Source organism: Pseudomonas paeninsulae (assembly GCF_035621475.1).
GTDB lineage: Bacteria > Pseudomonadota > Gammaproteobacteria > Pseudomonadales > Pseudomonadaceae > Aquipseudomonas > Aquipseudomonas paeninsulae.
Genome location: NZ_CP141799.1, coordinates 3,908,874 through 3,924,243, shown reverse-complemented (window position 1 = coordinate 3,924,243; position 15,370 = coordinate 3,908,874). Strand labels below are relative to the sequence as shown.

Genomic DNA, 15,370 nt, shown 5'->3' with positions numbered 1-15,370 from the left:
AGCGTAGGTCGAGAGAATGTTGGGCAGCCTAAGGAGCGCGATGTGAAAGGCCTGTCGGGGCTATGTGAAGAATTCGTTGGCCAATTGCAGGGCCGCAGGCTCATACGCAAAACGCCGCCCTAGAGGGCGGCGTTCGATCGCGCGCAATGCGGCTGGAGCGGCCAGCGACTCAAATAGCGAGTCGCTCGGCCCTCACCTCTGGCGTCAGGCCGAGACGGGTTCGGCAATAGCGTTTGCGTTGCGGTTTTGACTGCGCATGGCGAAGACCACCAGCGCCAGCAGAACCGCCGCGAGAATCGCCGAGGAACCGACGGTGCCGAAATCCAGGCCACCCTGGTCATGGGTTTTGGTGAGGAAGTCGCCGAGGGTCGCGCCGAACGGGCGAGTCAACACGAAGGCGAGCCAGAACAGCGCCACCGCCGAAATTCGCGTGTAGTACCTGGCCAGCGCGACCACGGCGATCAAACCGCCGATCAACAAGGCGCCACCGGCAAAACCAAGGCCCGAATCATCGGCCAGGTAATCACCCAGGGCGGTGCCCAGGGTGTTGGAGAACAGAATCGCCATCCAATAGAACAGCTCGCCGCGCAGCCCCTGAATGTTGTCCACCGACAGCGACTTCTCGCTCATGCGCCAGGCGGCGAAGGTCACGATCAGAATGCCGATGAGGATGGCCGAGCCGGTGGCATAGCCGAGGCCCAGGGTGCGGTCCATGAAGTCCGACATGGTGGTGCCCGCCGTGCTGGTGGCGAGAATCACCGTCCAATACAACGCCGGTTTGTAGCTACGCGCCTTCAGCTGGGCAAACAGGCTGAGCAGAAACAGGCTGATGAGGATCAGCGAACTCATGGCGTAACCCACATTCAGGGTCATCGACAGCAGGTCGCCGGCGGTTTCCCCTAGCGTGGTCGCACAGATTTTCATCACCCAGAAGGCCAGGGTGATTTGAGGCAATTTGTTCATCCGAGAGTCCCCAACCGCAAGATAGAAGTGGAGCAGGCGCATTCGTCTCAACCTGCCGCGCACGCGGCAAAGGAGAAGTCGATGGCTGATCCAGCAAGCAGAACGCTGCCGGCGCGAGCAAGGTAGGTGAGCCCAGGTGAAAAATCGGTGAAGAATTCATCAAGCCGTCGTCACGCCCACGGCCCAGCGCGCAAGCGAACCAGCCGCGCGGTTATTTGCATTAGCAGGCCGTTGAAAAACGTAGGTAGTTTTTCAACGGCCGGCTAGGCGGCCATTGCGGTTTAGAGCGCCGAGCGACTGATACGCGGACGTGACCAGGCGGTGCTTTCAGAGCCAACTCATGGCCAATGGCAGCAAGACCGCCGTGAGCACCCCGAGCAGACTCATCGCCAGGGCCGCAAAAGCACCGGATTCCTCGCCTTCCTCCAATGCCCGAGCGGTGCCAATGGCGTGAGCGTTGATCCCAAAGCTCAGCCCACGGGCAGCGGGATGCTCGACCCCGGCCCAACGCAACAGCAGCGGACCAAGAGCCGTGCCGATCACGCCCGTGAGCATCACACATACCGCGGCCAGGGGCACGATGCCGTCCAGTTGTGCGGTCACCAGCATGGCGATGGGCATGGTCACCGACTTGGTCGACAGGGTCATCAGCACCGGCACGCGAGCGCCGAGACCATAGGCGATCAGCACGGTCAGCAGAACCGTTAGCGCACCACCTATCAGGACCGTCAGCAGGATCGGCAATAACAGCAGGCGAATGCGTTTCAGGTTGTGGTACAGCGGCACCGCCAAGGCCACAGTCGCAGGGCCGAGCAGCAAAGCGATGGGCGCGGCGCCCTGGCGATAGGTGGCGTAATCCAGGCCAGTGGCGCACAACGCCGCCACCACCAGCAGCATGGCGACCATCACCGGTTGCAGCAGCAACCAGCCGCTGCGCCGGTACAGCCAGAGGGCGAACTGGAAGGCCACCAGGGTCAAACCCAAGGCAAACAACGGATGGCTGATCAGGGCGCGCCACACCGTTTGCAGTTCAAGCAGGTTGATCAAGGTTCTGCCGCCTTACGCTCAATGCGCCTGGTCAGGTGTTGCATCAGCCAGCCGCAGAAGGGGATGGTCACCAGCAACGACAGCACCAGGGCCGCAGTAATTGCCAGGCCGTCTTCGCGCAAGGCATCGCCCGCCAGCATGATGCCGGCGGCCGGAACCACCAGCAGCAGCGGTAGGTAGTTGAGCAAGCCACTGGCCGCCTGGTTCAGCGGCTGATCAACCTTGCCGCGCATGAGCAAGTAACCGAACAACAACAGCATGCCGATCACGGCGCCCGGCAGCATGGGCAGGCACAAGGCGCTCAGCAGGTTGCCGGCCAACTGCAACGCCAGCAGCCAGGTCAGTCCTTTAAGCATCAATGGGCCTCACTCGCGCTGCGGCGACGGAACAACGGTCGTGGCTCGATGGCCGAGCGGCCATAGAGCACGCTCATGCCCGCCAGGCCCTTGAGAGCGTCCGCGGCGGATTTGTCTTCACGCACCGCAAAGGCATCGAAGCCGCACTGGCGCATATGACTAAGCTGGTCGCGCAGCACATCGCCGACCGCCCGTAGCTCGCCAGTCCAGCCCAGGCGAGTGCGCAGCAGGTAGGCCTGGCTGTAGGCGCGGCCATCGCGAAAGCTGGGGAATTCGATGGCGATCAGTGGCAGCACCGACAGGTAGTTTTGCAGACGCTCGACCTCATCCTCCGGGGCCAGGCAGATGCCGTCCAGGCTGAAGCGTTCGCCCTTGAGCGTTGCCTCATCCTGGCGCTGCAGCCAGGCCGTCAGCGGCAAGATCAAGGGGCCGGCGGGGCGGGGCTGGGCCGGCTCGCGCAACCACTGCCAGGGATCATCCGCAACCAGTCGGGCCTGGCCAGCGCACAGACGAATCAGATTGTTCATGCGGGCACCTGCGCCTGGCGATACACCTGCTGTTTGAACGGTTCGAGGCCGATGCGTTGCACGGTATCGACGAAGCGTTCGTCGACCTCGCGGTAGTCGCGGTAGGTCTTGACCAGGCCGTCGATGACCTCGGGGATTTGCGCCGCACTGAACGCGGGGCCAATGACCTTGCCCAGGGCGCTGGCCTTGCCCTGGGAGCCGCCGATGGTCACCTGGTACCACTCGCTGCCGTTCTTATCCACGCCGAGGATGCCGATGTTGCCGATATGGTGGTGGCCGCAGGCATTCATGCAGCCGGAGATATTCAGGCTCAGCTCACCGAGTTCGTGCAAGGCGTCGAGGTCGGCGAAGCGCTGCTGGATCGACTGGGCAATCGAGATCGACTTGGCATTGGCCAGGGCGCAGTAATCGCCGCCGGGACAAGCGATGATGTCGGTCAACAGGCCGATATTGGCGGTGCCCAGGTCATGACTCAGGGCCCGCTGATAGAGGGCGTGCAAGCTAGCCTTGGGTACATCCGGCAACACCACGTTCTGTTCGTGGGCGATGCGGATCTCGCCGAAACCGAAATCCTCGGCCAGGTCGGCGATGGCCTGCATCTGCGTCGAGGTCACGTCCCCAGGCGGCGAGCTGGCCCCGGGCTTGCTCGACAGCACCACCGAGGCGTAGCCCGCCACCTTGTGCGGGCGCACGTTGCGTGATGCCCAGCGGGCGAAGGAATCGTCACGCGCCAAGGCGCTACCGTAGTCGAGGTCGGCATCATCCAGGCTGGCGTAAGGCGGGGCGTCGAAGGCCGCCGCGACCCGCTGATACTCCGCCTCGGTCAACTCCGCCGGGCCGTCCTTGATGTGCTGCCACTCGGCCTCGACCTCTTTGCCGAAGGCGTCGATACCCAGGGCCTTGACCAGTATCTTGATCCGCGCCTTGTACTTGTTGTCACGTCGGCCGTGACGGTTGTAGACCCGCAACACCGCCTCGACATAGGACAACAGATGCTGCCACGGCAGGCCCTCGCGGATCTGCTGGCTGAGGATCGGCGTGCGGCCCAGGCCGCCGCCGACCATCACCCGCAGCAGCAGTTCGCCGGCCGGGTCGCGGTACAGGTACAGGCCGATGTCGTGCATCATCACGGCCGCGCGGTCTTCCTGCGCGGCGCACAGGGCGATCTTGAACTTGCGCGGCAGGTAGAGAAATTCCGGGTTGACCGTCGACCACTGGCGGAGGATTTCCGCCAACGGCCGCGGGTCGAGCAGCTCGTCCGCGGCGACCCCGGCAAAGGCCTCGGTGGTGATGTTGCGCACGCAGTTGCCGGAGGTCTGGATGGCGTGCATCTCGACCTCGGCCAGCCGTTCGAGGATGTCGCCGGCCTGCTCCAGCTCGATCCAATTGAACTGGATGTTCTGCCGGGTGGTGAAGTGCCCGTAATCGCGGTCGTAGTCCTTGGCGATGCCCGCCAGGGTGCGCAACTGCCGCGCGGACAAGGTGCCGTAGGGGATCGCCACGCGCAGCATGTAGGCATGCTTTTGCATATACAGACCGTTCTGCAGGCGCAGCGGCAGAAACTCCTCCTCGCTCAACTCGCCGCTGATGCGTCGCTCGATCTGGTCGCGAAACTGCGCCACGCGCTCGCGCACCAGGGCGCGGTCGTAGTCGTCGTATTGATACATGGGCCACCTCGTCAGAACTGATCGCCGGCCGCGCGCTGCCTGGAGCGGGCTGGCCCTGTGCCTGCAACTATGGCGGCCAGGCGCTCGACAAAACAGCCTCAGGTAAACCTGAAAAAACCGGATCAGATAAGCCGTAAATCCGTCGCCGCATTGGCTGCAGGCTGATCTTCTCCTGACAGAAGAGGGCTTGCAGCTGCGACAACCTGTCCAGCTGATCCGCTTTTTATTTGAAATTCTGAGCCTGTTATCAATACATGCCTGGGCCGATGATGCGTCGCACCTGATTGCAGCCAGACGAGGCTCAGCCCATGAGCGAACGTATCCCCGCCACGGTCATCGACCCGCGCCGCCCCATCCAGTTGACGCCGGCCAAAGCCGGCGGCCCTATCCATACCCGCAGCTTCACCGGTCTGTTCCGTTCGCTGCGCCTGTATGGCGCCGGCGCGCTGTTCCTGCTGTTTTTCGGCACCGCCTGGCTGAACTGGGGCGGGCGCCAGGCCGTGCTATGGGACCTGGGCAACAGCCAGTTCCATATCTTCGGCGCGACCTTCTGGCCGCAGGATTTCGTCCTGCTCTCGGCGCTGCTGATCATCGCCGCCTTCGGCCTGTTCTTTATCACCGTGTTCGCTGGCCGGGTCTGGTGCGGCTACACCTGCCCACAAAGCGTGTGGACCTGGGTCTTCATGTGGGTGGAAAAGCTTACCGAAGGCGAGCGCAACCAGCGGATCAAACTGGACGCCGCGCCCTGGTCGGTGGGCAAGCTGCTGCGCCGTAGCGCCAAGCACGGCCTGTGGCTGGCGGTCAGCCTGGTCACCGCGCTGGCCTTCGTCGGCTACTTCACCCCGGTGCGCGAGCTGGTGGCTGATCTGCTCACCTTCAACCTGGGCGCCACCACCGCCTTCTGGCTGTTGTTCTTCACCGTCGCCACCTACCTGAATGCCGGCTGGCTGCGCGAGCAGGTGTGCCTGCATATGTGTCCCTACTCGCGCTTCCAGAGCGTGATGTTCGACGACAACACCCTGATCGTCTCCTACGACGCGGCCCGTGGTGAGAGTCGCGGCCCGCGCAAGAAGGACAGCATGCCGCAGCTCGAAGGCCTCGGCGACTGCATCGATTGCACGATCTGCGTGCAGGTGTGTCCGACCGGCATCGACATCCGCGATGGCCTGCAACTGGACTGCATCAGCTGCGGTGCCTGCATCGACGCCTGCGACACCGTCATGGACAAGATGGGCTATGCCTCGGGCCTGATCCGCTACACCTCCGAGCGCGCCCTGGCCGGTGGCAAGACCCAGCTGCTGCGGCCACGTCTGATCGGCTACGCGGCCATGCTGCTGGTGATGATCGTCGCCTTCGTCTGGGCCCTGGACCAGCGCGCCCTGGTGTCGCTGGACGTGACCAAGGACCGCGGCCTGTACCGGGAAAACCTGCAGGGCCAGATCGAAAACATCTACCGTCTCAAGGTCATCAACAAGACCCAGCAGGCGCGCCACTACATCATCTCCCTGGCCGACAGCCAGGGCTTCGAGTTGCAGGGCCAACGCCAGCTGGCCCTGGCTCCCGGCGAGATCGTCGATGTGCCGGTCAGCGTCGCCCTGGTCGCCGAGCGCGCGAGCAGCGTGTCGCAGCCGCTGTATTTCGCGGTTACCGATAGCGCCGAGCCGACGCAGCGGGTCACCGCCAAGAGTGCGTTTGTCGCGCCGGTCAATCGCTAGGGAATCGCATGAACAGTCGCCAGGCCGTAGAGTATGAGGTTCCATTTACCGAGCGACTGGGCCACGACACGATGAAGCGCTACGAGAAGTTCGCCGCCGAAATCGCCGAACTGGTGCGCAGCGGCGTATTGGCCCCCGGGGAGAAAGTCCCCTCGGTGCGCCACGCCAGCCGCACCTATGGGATCAGCCCATCCACGGTATTCCAGGCCTACTACCTGCTGGAAAGCCGGGGCCTGATCGTCGCCCGGGCGCGCTCCGGCTACTTCGTCCGCGAACATGCGCAGCGCAGCCTGCCCGAGCCGGACATCGGCGTGACCCAGGCCCACACCACCGACGTGGATGTCAGCGAACTGGTGTTCTCGGTGCTCGGCTCGCTGAAGGACCCGAACACCGTGGCCTTCGGCTCGGCCTTTCCCAGCCCCGACCTGTTTCCCCTGCAGCGCCTGGCCCGCTCCATGGCGCAAAGCGTGCGCGACATGCCGCCCCACGCGGTTATCGCCGACATGACCGAAGGCAATCCCAACCTGCGCCGGCAGATCGCTCTGCGCTACATGGTCAGCGGCGTGATGCTGCCGCTGGAGGAGCTGGTGATCACCACCGGCGCCATGGAAGCGCTGAATCTGTGCCTGCAATGCGTGACCCAGCCCGGCGACCTGGTGGCCATCGAATCGCCGGCCTTCTACGCCACCCTGCAGGTGCTGGAACGGCTCAAGCTCAAGGCGGTGGAAATCCCCGTGCACCCGCGCGAAGGCATCGACCTGGACAGCCTGGCCCGCAGCCTGGAACAGCTGCCGATCAAGGCCTGCTGGTTTATGAGCAGCCTGCAGAACCCCCTGGGTGCGAGCATGAACGAGGCGAAGAAGCGTGGCCTCTATGACCTGCTGCAACACCATCAGGTGCCGCTGATCGAAGACGACGTCTACGCCGAGCTGTACTTCGGCACGCAGCCGCCCAAGCCGGTGAAGAGCTTCGACCGCGACGGCCTGGTGATGCACTGCGGTTCGTTCTCCAAGTGCCTGGCCCCGGGCTACCGGGTCGGCTGGGTGGCAGGCGGGCGCTATGCCGAGCAGATCAGCCGGCTCAAGCTGATGACCACCATCTCGCCCTCGGTACCGGCCCAGGCAGCGCTGGCCGACTATCTGCAGCACGGCGGCTACGACCGTCACCTGCGCAAGCTGCGCCATGCCCTGGAAACCCAACAGGCCTCGATGCTCGCTTCCGCCGCCCGACATTTCCCGGCCAGCACCCGGGTGACCCGGCCCAGCGGCGGCTACTTTCTCTGGTTCGAGTTCCCCGCGCAGGTCGACTCGCTGCAACTGTTCCAGCTGGCCCTGGCCCAGGGCATCAGCCTGGCCCCCGGGCCGATCTTCTCGGCCACCCGGCGTTTCGGCAACTGCGCACGCTTGAACTACGGCCACCCCTGGAGCGCCCAGAGCGAACAGGCGATGGCCGTGCTCGGGCGCATCATCGACTCCTTCTAAGCCGCGACAAGAGTCTGTTTTCACTCAGCGGCAATAACTCGTCCCCTTCGCTGCAACAGGAAGACAGGTGTCTCATGCAATACCTGGCTGGGCCCCAGCCTTTGCCGCCACGCAAATAGCCATAACCGAGAGGGATTAAAAGGGAACGTTCAAATGCAAGAAAACCGGCTCAAGGGCCGGTTTTCAGGGGCTTTCACTGCATGCGTGAGCATGTGGAAATAGAGGGCTGGAGCGGGCGAAGGGAATCGAACCCTCGTTATCAGCTTGGGAAGCTGGAGTAATGCCATTATACGACGCCCGCTTGGGGGAGCCTTTATACCGGAAGTCGCGGCTGAAATGAAGTCCGCATCGAGTCATTTTTACTGCGGCTCGATGCGGATGGGCCTGGGTGTGGCTCATACGGCCAGCGCATGCTGCATGTCTACTGGCGCACGGTAGCCGGTTTGGCGCAGCGGTTGGCTTTGCAGGAAGCCCAGCAGTACTTCGCTGCTTTGCTGCCACGCGGCCTTGTGTTCCATGTCGAGGAAGTGCCCGGCATTGTCGATGATGGCGAATTTGCAATCATTGAGGTGCTTGGCGAATACGCGCACGTCTTCGGCGGAGGTGTATTCGTCGTGCTCGCCATTGACGAACAGCACGGGAATCTCGATGCCGGCCAGGCATTCCATCTCGCAATGAGTTTCCAGGTGCACGACCTGGTCGATATGGGCGTGCATCTGGCGGTATTCGTGATCGTCCAGGCTGCTGATGTGGCGATGGTTGAAGCGCTTGAACAGCGACGGCAGGTGCTTGCCGATGGTGTTGTTGACCAGGTGGCCAAGACCTACGCCATCCACGGCCTGCAGAGTGGTCATGCCTTTTTGCAGGTAGTCGAGCATCGGCGCATTAATCAGTGGCGAGAACGAAGCGATCACTGCTTTTTCGATGCGCGGCGGACGCTGCGCCAGGGCCAGCATGGCGGCGACGCCACCCCAGGAGAACGACTGCAGGTAGTCGGCTTTGAAGTGCTCGATCAACTCCAGCAGGATGCGCGCTTCATCTTCCTTGGTCAGCGGCTGGTTGTGGCTGTTGTGCGGTTTCGATTTCCCGGAGTAAGGCTGATCGTAGAGCACCACATTGAATTGGGTGTTGAGGTATTTGACCGTCTGCGCGAATGCGGCAGTGGTCGACAGCGAGCCGTTGACCAGGATGATGGTCTTACGGGCGCTGGGGCTGGAGTAAAACTCGGTGTGAACCTTGTAAGTTCCGTGTATGTCGACGACAGCGATGGTTGGCTGCATGTTGTTTCTCCAGGCGCAAGTAGTACGTGGCAAGCGGCGGGGCAGGGCCGATTACCGGGCAAGTAGGACAGATAGCAAAGCGCCTGGACATGACAAGCGAATGTCAGGCTGGAGGATTTTTTATAAGAATTATTTTTCAATCGGTCAGGGCTGAAATAGAGCATCCGCACCAGCCTTAGCACAGGGCTGGAGAGATGTCGTGTTACCAGGCAGGAACCCTTTCGCGCAGAGCGCAAGTAACCAAAAGATCGCTTAGATGGCTTTGTGTGACTGTATGGTCACATCAAGACCTTATGGGTGGATTTAAGCAGTGGCCCCTGATGCTGGCAAGGGTTTATTTGGGTAGCGCACTACCGTTTATCGGTTAGCTTGCTAAGGGTGTGACTAATGGAGAAATTGGCGTCAGTTGCTGCCGAAACTGGCGATTTCTTCGGTCGTCAGGGCGCGGTACTGACCGGGGCAGAGTCGTTCATCAAGCTGGAGCGTGCCCATGCTGAGGCGGTGCAAACCGACGACCTTGTTCTGGAAGTGGCCGAACATACGCTTGACCTGATGGTAGCGACCTTCGTAGAGGGTCAGGCGTGCCTGGCGCGGGGCGAGGATCTGCAATTCGGCGGGCTGGGTGAGCAGATCCTCGAAGCGAAAGTACAGGCCGCGGGCGAAGACCTCGATGCAAGCCGGGTCGATCGGGTCTTCGGTATCGACCAGATAGACCTTGGGTTGTTTGCCGGTCGGCGTGGTTACCCGGCGCGACCATTGGCCGTCGTTGGTGAGCAGCAGCAGGCCACTGGTGTTGAGGTCGAGGCGCCCGGCCAGGTGCAACTCATGCTTGTCCGGCTCGTCGAGCAGATCGAGCACGGTGCGGTGCTCCGGGTGTTCGGTGGCGCTGACCACGCCAAGCGGTTTGTGCAGCATGAAGTAGCGTGCCGCTTTGCCGGCCTGCAACACCTGATCATCCAGTTCGACGCGACTGAAGACGCGCACTTCGTCGCGGCTGTCGCGCCTGACCTGGCCATCCACGCGCACGCGGCCACTGGCGAGCAGGTGGCGCACGTCCTGGCGGTTGAAACTCGGCAGGTTGCTGAGAAAGCGGTCGAGGCGCATGGCTAGTCGGCGGCTGGCGGCGTTGTACTCGGCAGCAACCCCTGGGCGCAGCGGGGGCACAGGCAGGCGCGGTTGCGCTGCTCGGGCGGCAGGCTGTCGAGCACCGCGGGGTCGATACCTGCGCTGAAACACCAGCAGTCGCTCACGGGCGTGGCGGACTCGGCTTGAGCGCACTGGTTGCGCTGACCACAGCGCGGACAGTGGGTGGTATTCATGTGCTGGCTTCGCAGGTGCGGTTACGCCCGGATTGTTTGGCGCGGTACAAAGCGCGGTCGGCACGGGCGAGCAGTTCGCTCAGCGAGTCATCCGCATGCAGTTCGGCCAGGCCAATGCTGGTGGTGATGTGCAGGCTGACACCTTTGTAGCTAAAGCTGCTTTGCTCGGTCTGCTGGCGGATTTTCTCGGCCAGCAGGCGCGCTTGCTCGAGCGAGGTGTCCTTGAGCAGCAGGATGAATTCTTCTCCGCCCCAGCGGCAGATGATGTCGGACTGGCGCAGGTTATCGCGCAGCTTGTTGGCGAATCCGCGCAGCACTTCGTCACCGGCCAGATGGCCGTGGCTGTCGTTGAGGTCCTTGAAGTTATCGAGGTCGAGCAACAGGGCGCAGAGAGAGTTGGGGTTGCGCCGCGCCTCCTGGATCGCCTGGTTGGCCAGCAGATCAAAGCCGCGGCGATTGAGCAACTGGGTGAGTTGGTCGGTGGTGGCCAGGGCGGCGATGCGTGCCTGATAGCGGCGCAGGGCAATGTTGACCAGGGTCAGGACGATGACGGTGACCACCAGGCAGATCAGCAGGTTGAGGTACAGCGATTGGCGAATGCCGGCTAGCGCACCGGTTTCGCGCTTGTCGACGAACAGGTACCAGTCCAGCTCGGGAATGAAGCGCACGTTGAGGAAGTGGCCGCGGCCGTGTTCCTGATACTCGAAGTCGCCGGTTTGCGGCTGTGGCAGTTTTGCCTGGAGTTCTTCCAGTCCCGCCACTTCACTGAGCGCTTGGCCGACCGTTGCGCCCATTGGCCCGCCTGTAGCGCCGGTGAGCACGATGCGGCCGTCGGTGTCGACGAAGTACACGCTGCGCTCGTAGCGCGCCTGGTAATCATCGATCAGCTTGATCACCGCGTCCACGGTCAGGCCGACGCCGGTGGCGCCGATAAAGCGCTGGTCGTAGTCGAACACCTTGTAGTTGATGAAGACGGTCAGGCGATCCTGGTTGGCCATGTCGACATCGACATTGATTTCGTAGGGTTCCTGCATGTCGCGCACGCGGAAGTACCAGCTGTCGCGCGGTTCCTGCGGTTCGACGCGCTTGAGTACGCCCTTGGCCTGGTAGTAAGTGCGGGTCTTGTCGGAGACGAAGAAGCTGGTGACGGTGCCGTAATGCTCCTGCACCTCGCGCAGGTAGCGGGTCATCTGGGCGACGTCCTGCTCGCCGCTCATTACCCAGTCGCGGACGAAGGTGTCGCGGGCCATCATCGAGGAGATCAACACCGGCGTGATCAGGTCCTTCTGGATCTCGGAGTAGACGTTGTCTGAGGTCAGCGGCAGTTCGGTGTTGACGATGTTGTCGCGGATCGAGTCGAGCGCGGCGTAGTAGCTGACCAGGGAGGTGGCGAGGAAGCCGCAGCCGAGCAATACCAGTAGCAGTAGGACCAGGGGACGTTGACTGATTGTCGAGGGCATGGACGGCATGCAAAGTTCTGCTCACGGAATAATGGCGCCATGCTAGCGTGCAATTGGCATGGCGTCATCGACTGGCGCTGCTTTGGCGGCATGTGAGCATGCCCCGCCGATCATCCGGGCTTGCCGGCATGGCGAGTAAAGGACTACCGTGCGCGCTTGGTGACTTGCAGTGTGCAATCGCGCTGCGTCTTGCTGATCTGTTCTGACTTCAACACATCCGTGCGTCGTTCTTTTCAGCACCCGAGCCGCCCATGCCTGGTTACCGCATCAAATACTCCACCCTCAGCATCGGTGCTGAGGATTTTCACCTGTGTTCCCTGCGCGATAAACAGCAGTTCGCCGATCCTGACGGCCTGGCCGAGCAGGCGGGGATCTCGTCGGCGACCTGGCCGCTGTTCGGCCAGATTTGGCCGGCCGGCCAAGTGTTGGCGCAGACCTTGAGTGGCATGGCCGTGCAGGGCCTGCGCATCCTCGAACTGGGCTGCGGCCTGGGGCTGACCAGCTTGTTGCTGCAACGCCTGGGCGCGGATATCACCGCCAGCGACTACCATCCGCTGGCCGGCGAATTTCTCCTGCGTAACTCCGTGCTCAATGAGTTGCCGCCGGTCACCTATCACAACTGCGACTGGGCCGAGCATTACCTGGGCCTGGGTCTGTTCGACCTGATCATCGGCAGCGACCTGCTTTATGAGCCCGTCCACCCAGCCCAGCTCGCCGACTTTATCGCCCGTCACGGCGCGCGCTGCTGCCGGGTGGTGATCGTCGATCCCGGCCGTGGCAATGGCGCGCGCTTCAGTCGGTTGATGCTGGGGCATGGCTATCAGCAGATGGCCGACACGGTGAACCTGCTGGATGACCCGGAGGCGCCTTTCAAGGGGCGTATTCTCCAATATCAGCGGCTACTGGCTTAGCCGCCTGCCAGCTGCACCTTGCCCAGAGCCAGTGGCGCCGGGATGCCGGTGAGGAAGGAGCCCAGCTCACTGCTCGGCCGCTCCCAGACTTCCACTGCGATGGCAACGCCGCCCTCGGTGACGCGGGCCATGCCGGGGCGAAACGGTGGGCCGCCGTATTTCCAGGGCATCCAGCCAGCGTAGATGGTCCAGCAGACGCTGAAGTCGGTTTTAGGGGCGGCGTGGCTAGTGAGGCTGATGGCGGCGGCAAGGCCGGCAGCGAGAATGGAGAACAGACGGGACTTACGCACAAGGAACCTCCAGTTCGAGAAAGGGCGGGCAGGAGTGCGCGGCGGTTTCCCCAATACACGGGCGCGTGTTCCCGGGCTTTTATCCCGCCGTGTAACCACTTCACAGGTCGCCAACTCTCGGACCAGTCACTCGCTAAGCGAGCCGGAACCCTAGTCGGCTATTGCACATTGTGGTGCTGCGATTCCGCCAACACGGACTATTCCTGCACAGCTGAGTACGGCGAACATCGTGCCAGATGCTCGCAATGCGCTAACGCCGGGCTCAATGCTTGGCTTGCACTATTTGTCGCGCCAGCGTGGTGCGTTATGAGCGCGCTGCGCTCCCTTGTAGGCGCTAACGTGCCTGGTCTTTCCAGTTAAAAACGCGCTGGCGGGCGTCAATGATGAATTATGGCTCCCTGAGCATTGTCCTATACGATGGAGTCGATCAAGCCCACAGTGAAGCCGTTGACTGCCTGCTGCTGATCAACGGCAAACAGTTGCACCAGTAGAGTGGGTTGTTCTGGTCTCCGGGCGTGTTTAAGCAGTAGCGGCAGTCAACTTTGCCTGCCGTGGCAACCTAGGATGGTAATGACTTATGAAAGCACTAATGGGATTAGTACTGGCTGGTATGCTGATGGTCACTTTGCCTGCATGTAGCCTGCGGCTGCCGGGTATAGGTGTCGATATTGGCGATGGCGGCGGCGGTTCGTCACATTGCCCTCCTGGTCAGGCCAAGAAGGGCCGCTGCTAATCGGGCACTTTCCTCGCAAAATCGTTGTCCAACTTCATGAGAGCACCCCGAAGGCCAGCAGTCGCTGGCTTTCTTCTTATTGTGCTCATGGAGGTCTCCATGCCCTATAAATTCATGCTTATTGCGCTGTTGGGGCTGTTTTTAACCGGTTGCGCGGTCTACGGCGACGGTTATGACCATCGCTCCTCAGGATATGACCGCCACTATTATTCGGGTGGCGATTATCGGGGGCAGCGTTACCCGGTATATGACGCGCCGCGGCATTACCGATACGACGACCGTCGCCACGTCCAGCGTCGTTATGACGCCCCCCGGCATGACCAGCGCCGCTATTTACCGGCACCGCAGCAACGTCATTTCAACAACGACCGTCGCGCCGAACAGCGCCATGACGGGCGCCGCGACCAGCGTCATGCGGGCCGTCGCGATCAGCGCGGCCAAGACTACCGCGCGGCGCAACAGCGTCAGGGTTGGAACGGCAAGCGGCTGGATCAGCATGAGCGGCAACAACGTTCGTCGAACCGGCAGCAGCGTGATCAAGACTCGCGCAGCGATAATCGGCGCGGGAGGGAAGGTCACCGCAACTAGCTGAGACCCGTTGCGGCGCACGCCAGCAGTCATGCTGGGCGTGCGTCGGGCATGCTCTGGGCGCGGCATGCTGGTTGAGCTTGCCTTAGCTGCGCCCGCAGAACTGATTTCGTCCATCCAACCTTTCTTTCGATAGCCATGGCGGCGGCAGCCCTGGCTCTCTGTCTGTCTCGCCACATCCTGAACTGACCGTTACGTTGCGTGCATCAGCTGCGCCGGCGACGGCTCCAGAACACCTCTCCTGTGTGTTTCCCACCATGATGGCAGTTGGCAATTGTGTTTTGCCTGCGTCGCCCGCAACATGGCGCAGGCCTGACGTGTGGAATCCTCAGTTTGCAGACCGGTCGTATCGAAGTTGTGCGCGCGTATCGTCGCTGGCCATGGGTGGCGGCCTGGCTGCTGGCCGTGTTGCTAATTTCCGGTGCGTTACAGGCCGACTGGGATTTCAACCTGATCAGCAAGCGTGCCGAGCAATTGTATGGGCCGCTTGGACAGGGCCGTGGCCGCATCGATGATTGGCAGCGACTGCTGCAGGAGCAGGCAGACGTCGGCGAAATGGCACAGCTGCAAGCGGTCAACCGCTTCTTCAACCTGCGCCTGCGCTTTCGCGATGATATCCAGATATGGAAGGTCAATGATTACTGGGCCACTCCAGTCGAGGCGCTGTTTCAGGGGGCCGCCGACTGCGAGGATTATGCCCTCGCCAAGTACTTCAGCCTGCGCCAGCTAGGTGTGCCGAGTGAGAAGCTGCGCATCACCTACGTCAAGGCGGTGCGTTTGAATCAGGCGCACATGGTGCTCACCTATTACGAACATCCTCTGGCCATGCCGCTGGTGCTGGATAACCTGATCGATGCTATCGAGCCGGCCAGTCAGCGCCGCGATCTGGTGCCTGTCTATGCTTTCAACGCCGAGGGGCTGTGGCTGCCCGGCGCTGGCGGCGGCAAGCAAGTAGGAGACAGCAAGCGCCTTTCGCGCTGGCAGGATCTATTGAAAAAAATGCGGGCCGAAGGCTTCCCTTGAGAGCGACCCG

Annotated in this window: 14 protein-coding genes, 1 tRNA gene, 2 pseudogenes and 1 riboswitch; of the genes and pseudogenes, 5 read left to right on the top strand and 12 right to left on the bottom strand. The window is 62.3% G+C overall.

Going from position 1 to position 15,370, the window contains the following annotated elements; all coding sequences use genetic code 11:
* Positions 1-204: 204 nt before the first annotated feature.
* The 5 genes from VCJ09_RS18025 to VCJ09_RS18005 form a co-directional block, all read right to left on the bottom strand.
* A complete protein-coding gene (locus VCJ09_RS18025) occupies positions 205-963 on the bottom strand; it encodes a COG4705 family protein (protein ID WP_324731472.1) in 759 nt (252 codons plus the stop codon).
* A gap of 327 nt (positions 964-1,290) precedes the next feature.
* Entirely contained in the window at positions 1,291-2,007 is a 717-nt protein-coding gene (locus tag VCJ09_RS18020) for an LrgB family protein (protein WP_324734685.1), read from the bottom strand.
* Positions 2,007-2,369, bottom strand: a complete 363-nt coding sequence (locus VCJ09_RS18015; protein WP_324731471.1) for a CidA/LrgA family protein — start codon at positions 2,367-2,369, stop codon at positions 2,007-2,009. Before VCJ09_RS18015 ends, VCJ09_RS18020 begins: the two co-directional genes overlap by 1 nt.
* Positions 2,366-2,893: a DUF934 domain-containing protein gene (locus tag VCJ09_RS18010; RefSeq protein ID WP_324731470.1), complete on the bottom strand. Its 528-nt coding sequence runs from the start codon at positions 2,891-2,893 to the stop codon at positions 2,366-2,368. Before VCJ09_RS18010 ends, VCJ09_RS18015 begins: the two co-directional genes overlap by 4 nt.
* The gene (locus tag VCJ09_RS18005; protein WP_324731469.1) at positions 2,890-4,560 is read right to left on the bottom strand and encodes a nitrite/sulfite reductase; all 1,671 of its coding nucleotides are present in this window, start codon (positions 4,558-4,560) and stop codon (positions 2,890-2,892) included. The genes VCJ09_RS18010 and VCJ09_RS18005 overlap by 4 nt, the downstream gene beginning before the upstream one ends.
* Before the next feature lie 308 nt (positions 4,561-4,868).
* Here VCJ09_RS18005 and ccoG point away from each other — a divergent pair, with 308 nt between their 5' ends.
* Together ccoG and mapR are read left to right on the top strand one after the other, a co-directional pair.
* The gene (gene ccoG, locus VCJ09_RS18000) at positions 4,869-6,275 is read left to right on the top strand and encodes a cytochrome c oxidase accessory protein CcoG (RefSeq protein WP_324731468.1); all 1,407 of its coding nucleotides are present in this window, start codon (positions 4,869-4,871) and stop codon (positions 6,273-6,275) included.
* A 71-nt stretch (positions 6,276-6,346) separates the two neighbouring features.
* A complete protein-coding gene (mapR, locus tag VCJ09_RS17995) occupies positions 6,347-7,756 on the top strand; it encodes a GntR family transcriptional regulator MpaR (RefSeq protein WP_324734684.1) in 1,410 nt (469 codons plus the stop codon).
* Positions 7,757-7,983: 227 nt separating this feature from the next.
* Here the strand turns inward: mapR and VCJ09_RS17990 are convergent.
* The 5 genes from VCJ09_RS17990 to VCJ09_RS17970 all read right to left on the bottom strand — a co-directional run bounded on the left by VCJ09_RS17990 (position 7,984) and on the right by VCJ09_RS17970 (position 11,824).
* A tRNA-Gly gene (locus VCJ09_RS17990) sits at positions 7,984-8,057 on the bottom strand.
* A gap of 94 nt (positions 8,058-8,151) precedes the next feature.
* Positions 8,152-9,036, bottom strand: coding sequence for an alpha/beta fold hydrolase (locus tag VCJ09_RS17985; RefSeq protein ID WP_324731467.1), 885 nt, complete (start codon positions 9,034-9,036; stop codon positions 8,152-8,154).
* A 402-nt stretch (positions 9,037-9,438) separates the two neighbouring features.
* Positions 9,439-10,140, bottom strand: a complete 702-nt coding sequence (locus tag VCJ09_RS17980) for a pseudouridine synthase (protein WP_324731466.1) — start codon at positions 10,138-10,140, stop codon at positions 9,439-9,441.
* 2 nt (positions 10,141-10,142) lie between these two features.
* Positions 10,143-10,355 carry a cysteine-rich CWC family protein gene (locus VCJ09_RS17975; RefSeq protein WP_324731465.1) on the bottom strand — a complete coding sequence of 71 codons (213 nt, stop codon included), beginning with the start codon at positions 10,353-10,355 and terminating at the stop codon, positions 10,143-10,145.
* Entirely contained in the window at positions 10,352-11,824 is a 1,473-nt protein-coding gene (locus VCJ09_RS17970; protein WP_324731464.1) for a sensor domain-containing diguanylate cyclase, read from the bottom strand. Before VCJ09_RS17970 ends, VCJ09_RS17975 begins: the two co-directional genes overlap by 4 nt.
* Positions 11,825-12,066: 242 nt before the next feature.
* On the opposite strand from VCJ09_RS17970, the gene VCJ09_RS17965 reads away from it, so the two are divergent.
* Positions 12,067-12,726, top strand: coding sequence for a class I SAM-dependent methyltransferase (locus VCJ09_RS17965; RefSeq protein WP_324731463.1), 660 nt, complete (start codon positions 12,067-12,069; stop codon positions 12,724-12,726).
* Here the strand turns inward: VCJ09_RS17965 and VCJ09_RS24890 are convergent.
* Positions 12,726-12,881: pseudogene (locus VCJ09_RS24890) on the bottom strand (allophanate hydrolase-related protein); the annotation flags it as partial. The gene VCJ09_RS17965 and the pseudogene VCJ09_RS24890 overlap by 1 nt on opposite strands.
* A pseudogene (locus tag VCJ09_RS24975) lies at positions 12,876-13,016 on the bottom strand (putative urea ABC transporter substrate-binding protein); the annotation flags it as partial. The pseudogenes VCJ09_RS24975 and VCJ09_RS24890, both read right to left, overlap by 6 nt.
* A 66-nt stretch (positions 13,017-13,082) precedes the next feature.
* Positions 13,083-13,181, bottom strand: a riboswitch (guanidine-I (ykkC/yxkD leader).
* A gap of 667 nt (positions 13,182-13,848) precedes the next feature.
* Between VCJ09_RS24975 and VCJ09_RS17950 the strand changes: the two are divergent.
* Both VCJ09_RS17950 and lapG read left to right on the top strand, forming a co-directional pair.
* A complete protein-coding gene (locus VCJ09_RS17950) occupies positions 13,849-14,337 on the top strand; it encodes a hypothetical protein (RefSeq protein ID WP_324731462.1) in 489 nt (162 codons plus the stop codon).
* A 384-nt stretch (positions 14,338-14,721) separates the two neighbouring features.
* Complete coding sequence (gene lapG, locus VCJ09_RS17945; protein WP_371915453.1) at positions 14,722-15,360, top strand: cysteine protease LapG; 639 nt, start codon at positions 14,722-14,724, stop codon at positions 15,358-15,360.
* The last annotated feature ends 10 nt before the right edge of the window (positions 15,361-15,370 follow it).

What these genes read in the sequence shown, in the direction of transcription:
- VCJ09_RS18025 (WP_324731472.1), bottom strand. Translation starts at nt 963, where the DNA reads ATGAACAAATTGCCTCAAATCACCCTGGCCTTCTGGGTGATGAAAATC.
- VCJ09_RS18010 (WP_324731470.1), bottom strand. Translation starts at nt 2,893, where the DNA reads ATGAACAATCTGATTCGTCTGTGCGCTGGCCAGGCCCGACTGGTTGCG.
- VCJ09_RS18005 (WP_324731469.1), bottom strand. Translation starts at nt 4,560, where the DNA reads ATGTATCAATACGACGACTACGACCGCGCCCTGGTGCGCGAGCGCGTG.
- ccoG (WP_324731468.1), top strand. Translation starts at nt 4,869, where the DNA reads ATGAGCGAACGTATCCCCGCCACGGTCATCGACCCGCGCCGCCCCATC.
- mapR (WP_324734684.1), top strand. Translation starts at nt 6,347, where the DNA reads ATGAAGCGCTACGAGAAGTTCGCCGCCGAAATCGCCGAACTGGTGCGC.
- VCJ09_RS17985 (WP_324731467.1), bottom strand. Translation starts at nt 9,036, where the DNA reads ATGCAGCCAACCATCGCTGTCGTCGACATACACGGAACTTACAAGGTT.
- VCJ09_RS17980 (WP_324731466.1), bottom strand. Translation starts at nt 10,140, where the DNA reads ATGCGCCTCGACCGCTTTCTCAGCAACCTGCCGAGTTTCAACCGCCAG.
- VCJ09_RS17975 (WP_324731465.1), bottom strand. Translation starts at nt 10,355, where the DNA reads ATGAATACCACCCACTGTCCGCGCTGTGGTCAGCGCAACCAGTGCGCT.
- VCJ09_RS17970 (WP_324731464.1), bottom strand. Translation starts at nt 11,824, where the DNA reads ATGCCGTCCATGCCCTCGACAATCAGTCAACGTCCCCTGGTCCTACTG.
- VCJ09_RS17965 (WP_324731463.1), top strand. Translation starts at nt 12,067, where the DNA reads ATGCCTGGTTACCGCATCAAATACTCCACCCTCAGCATCGGTGCTGAG.
- VCJ09_RS17950 (WP_324731462.1), top strand. Translation starts at nt 13,849, where the DNA reads ATGCCCTATAAATTCATGCTTATTGCGCTGTTGGGGCTGTTTTTAACC.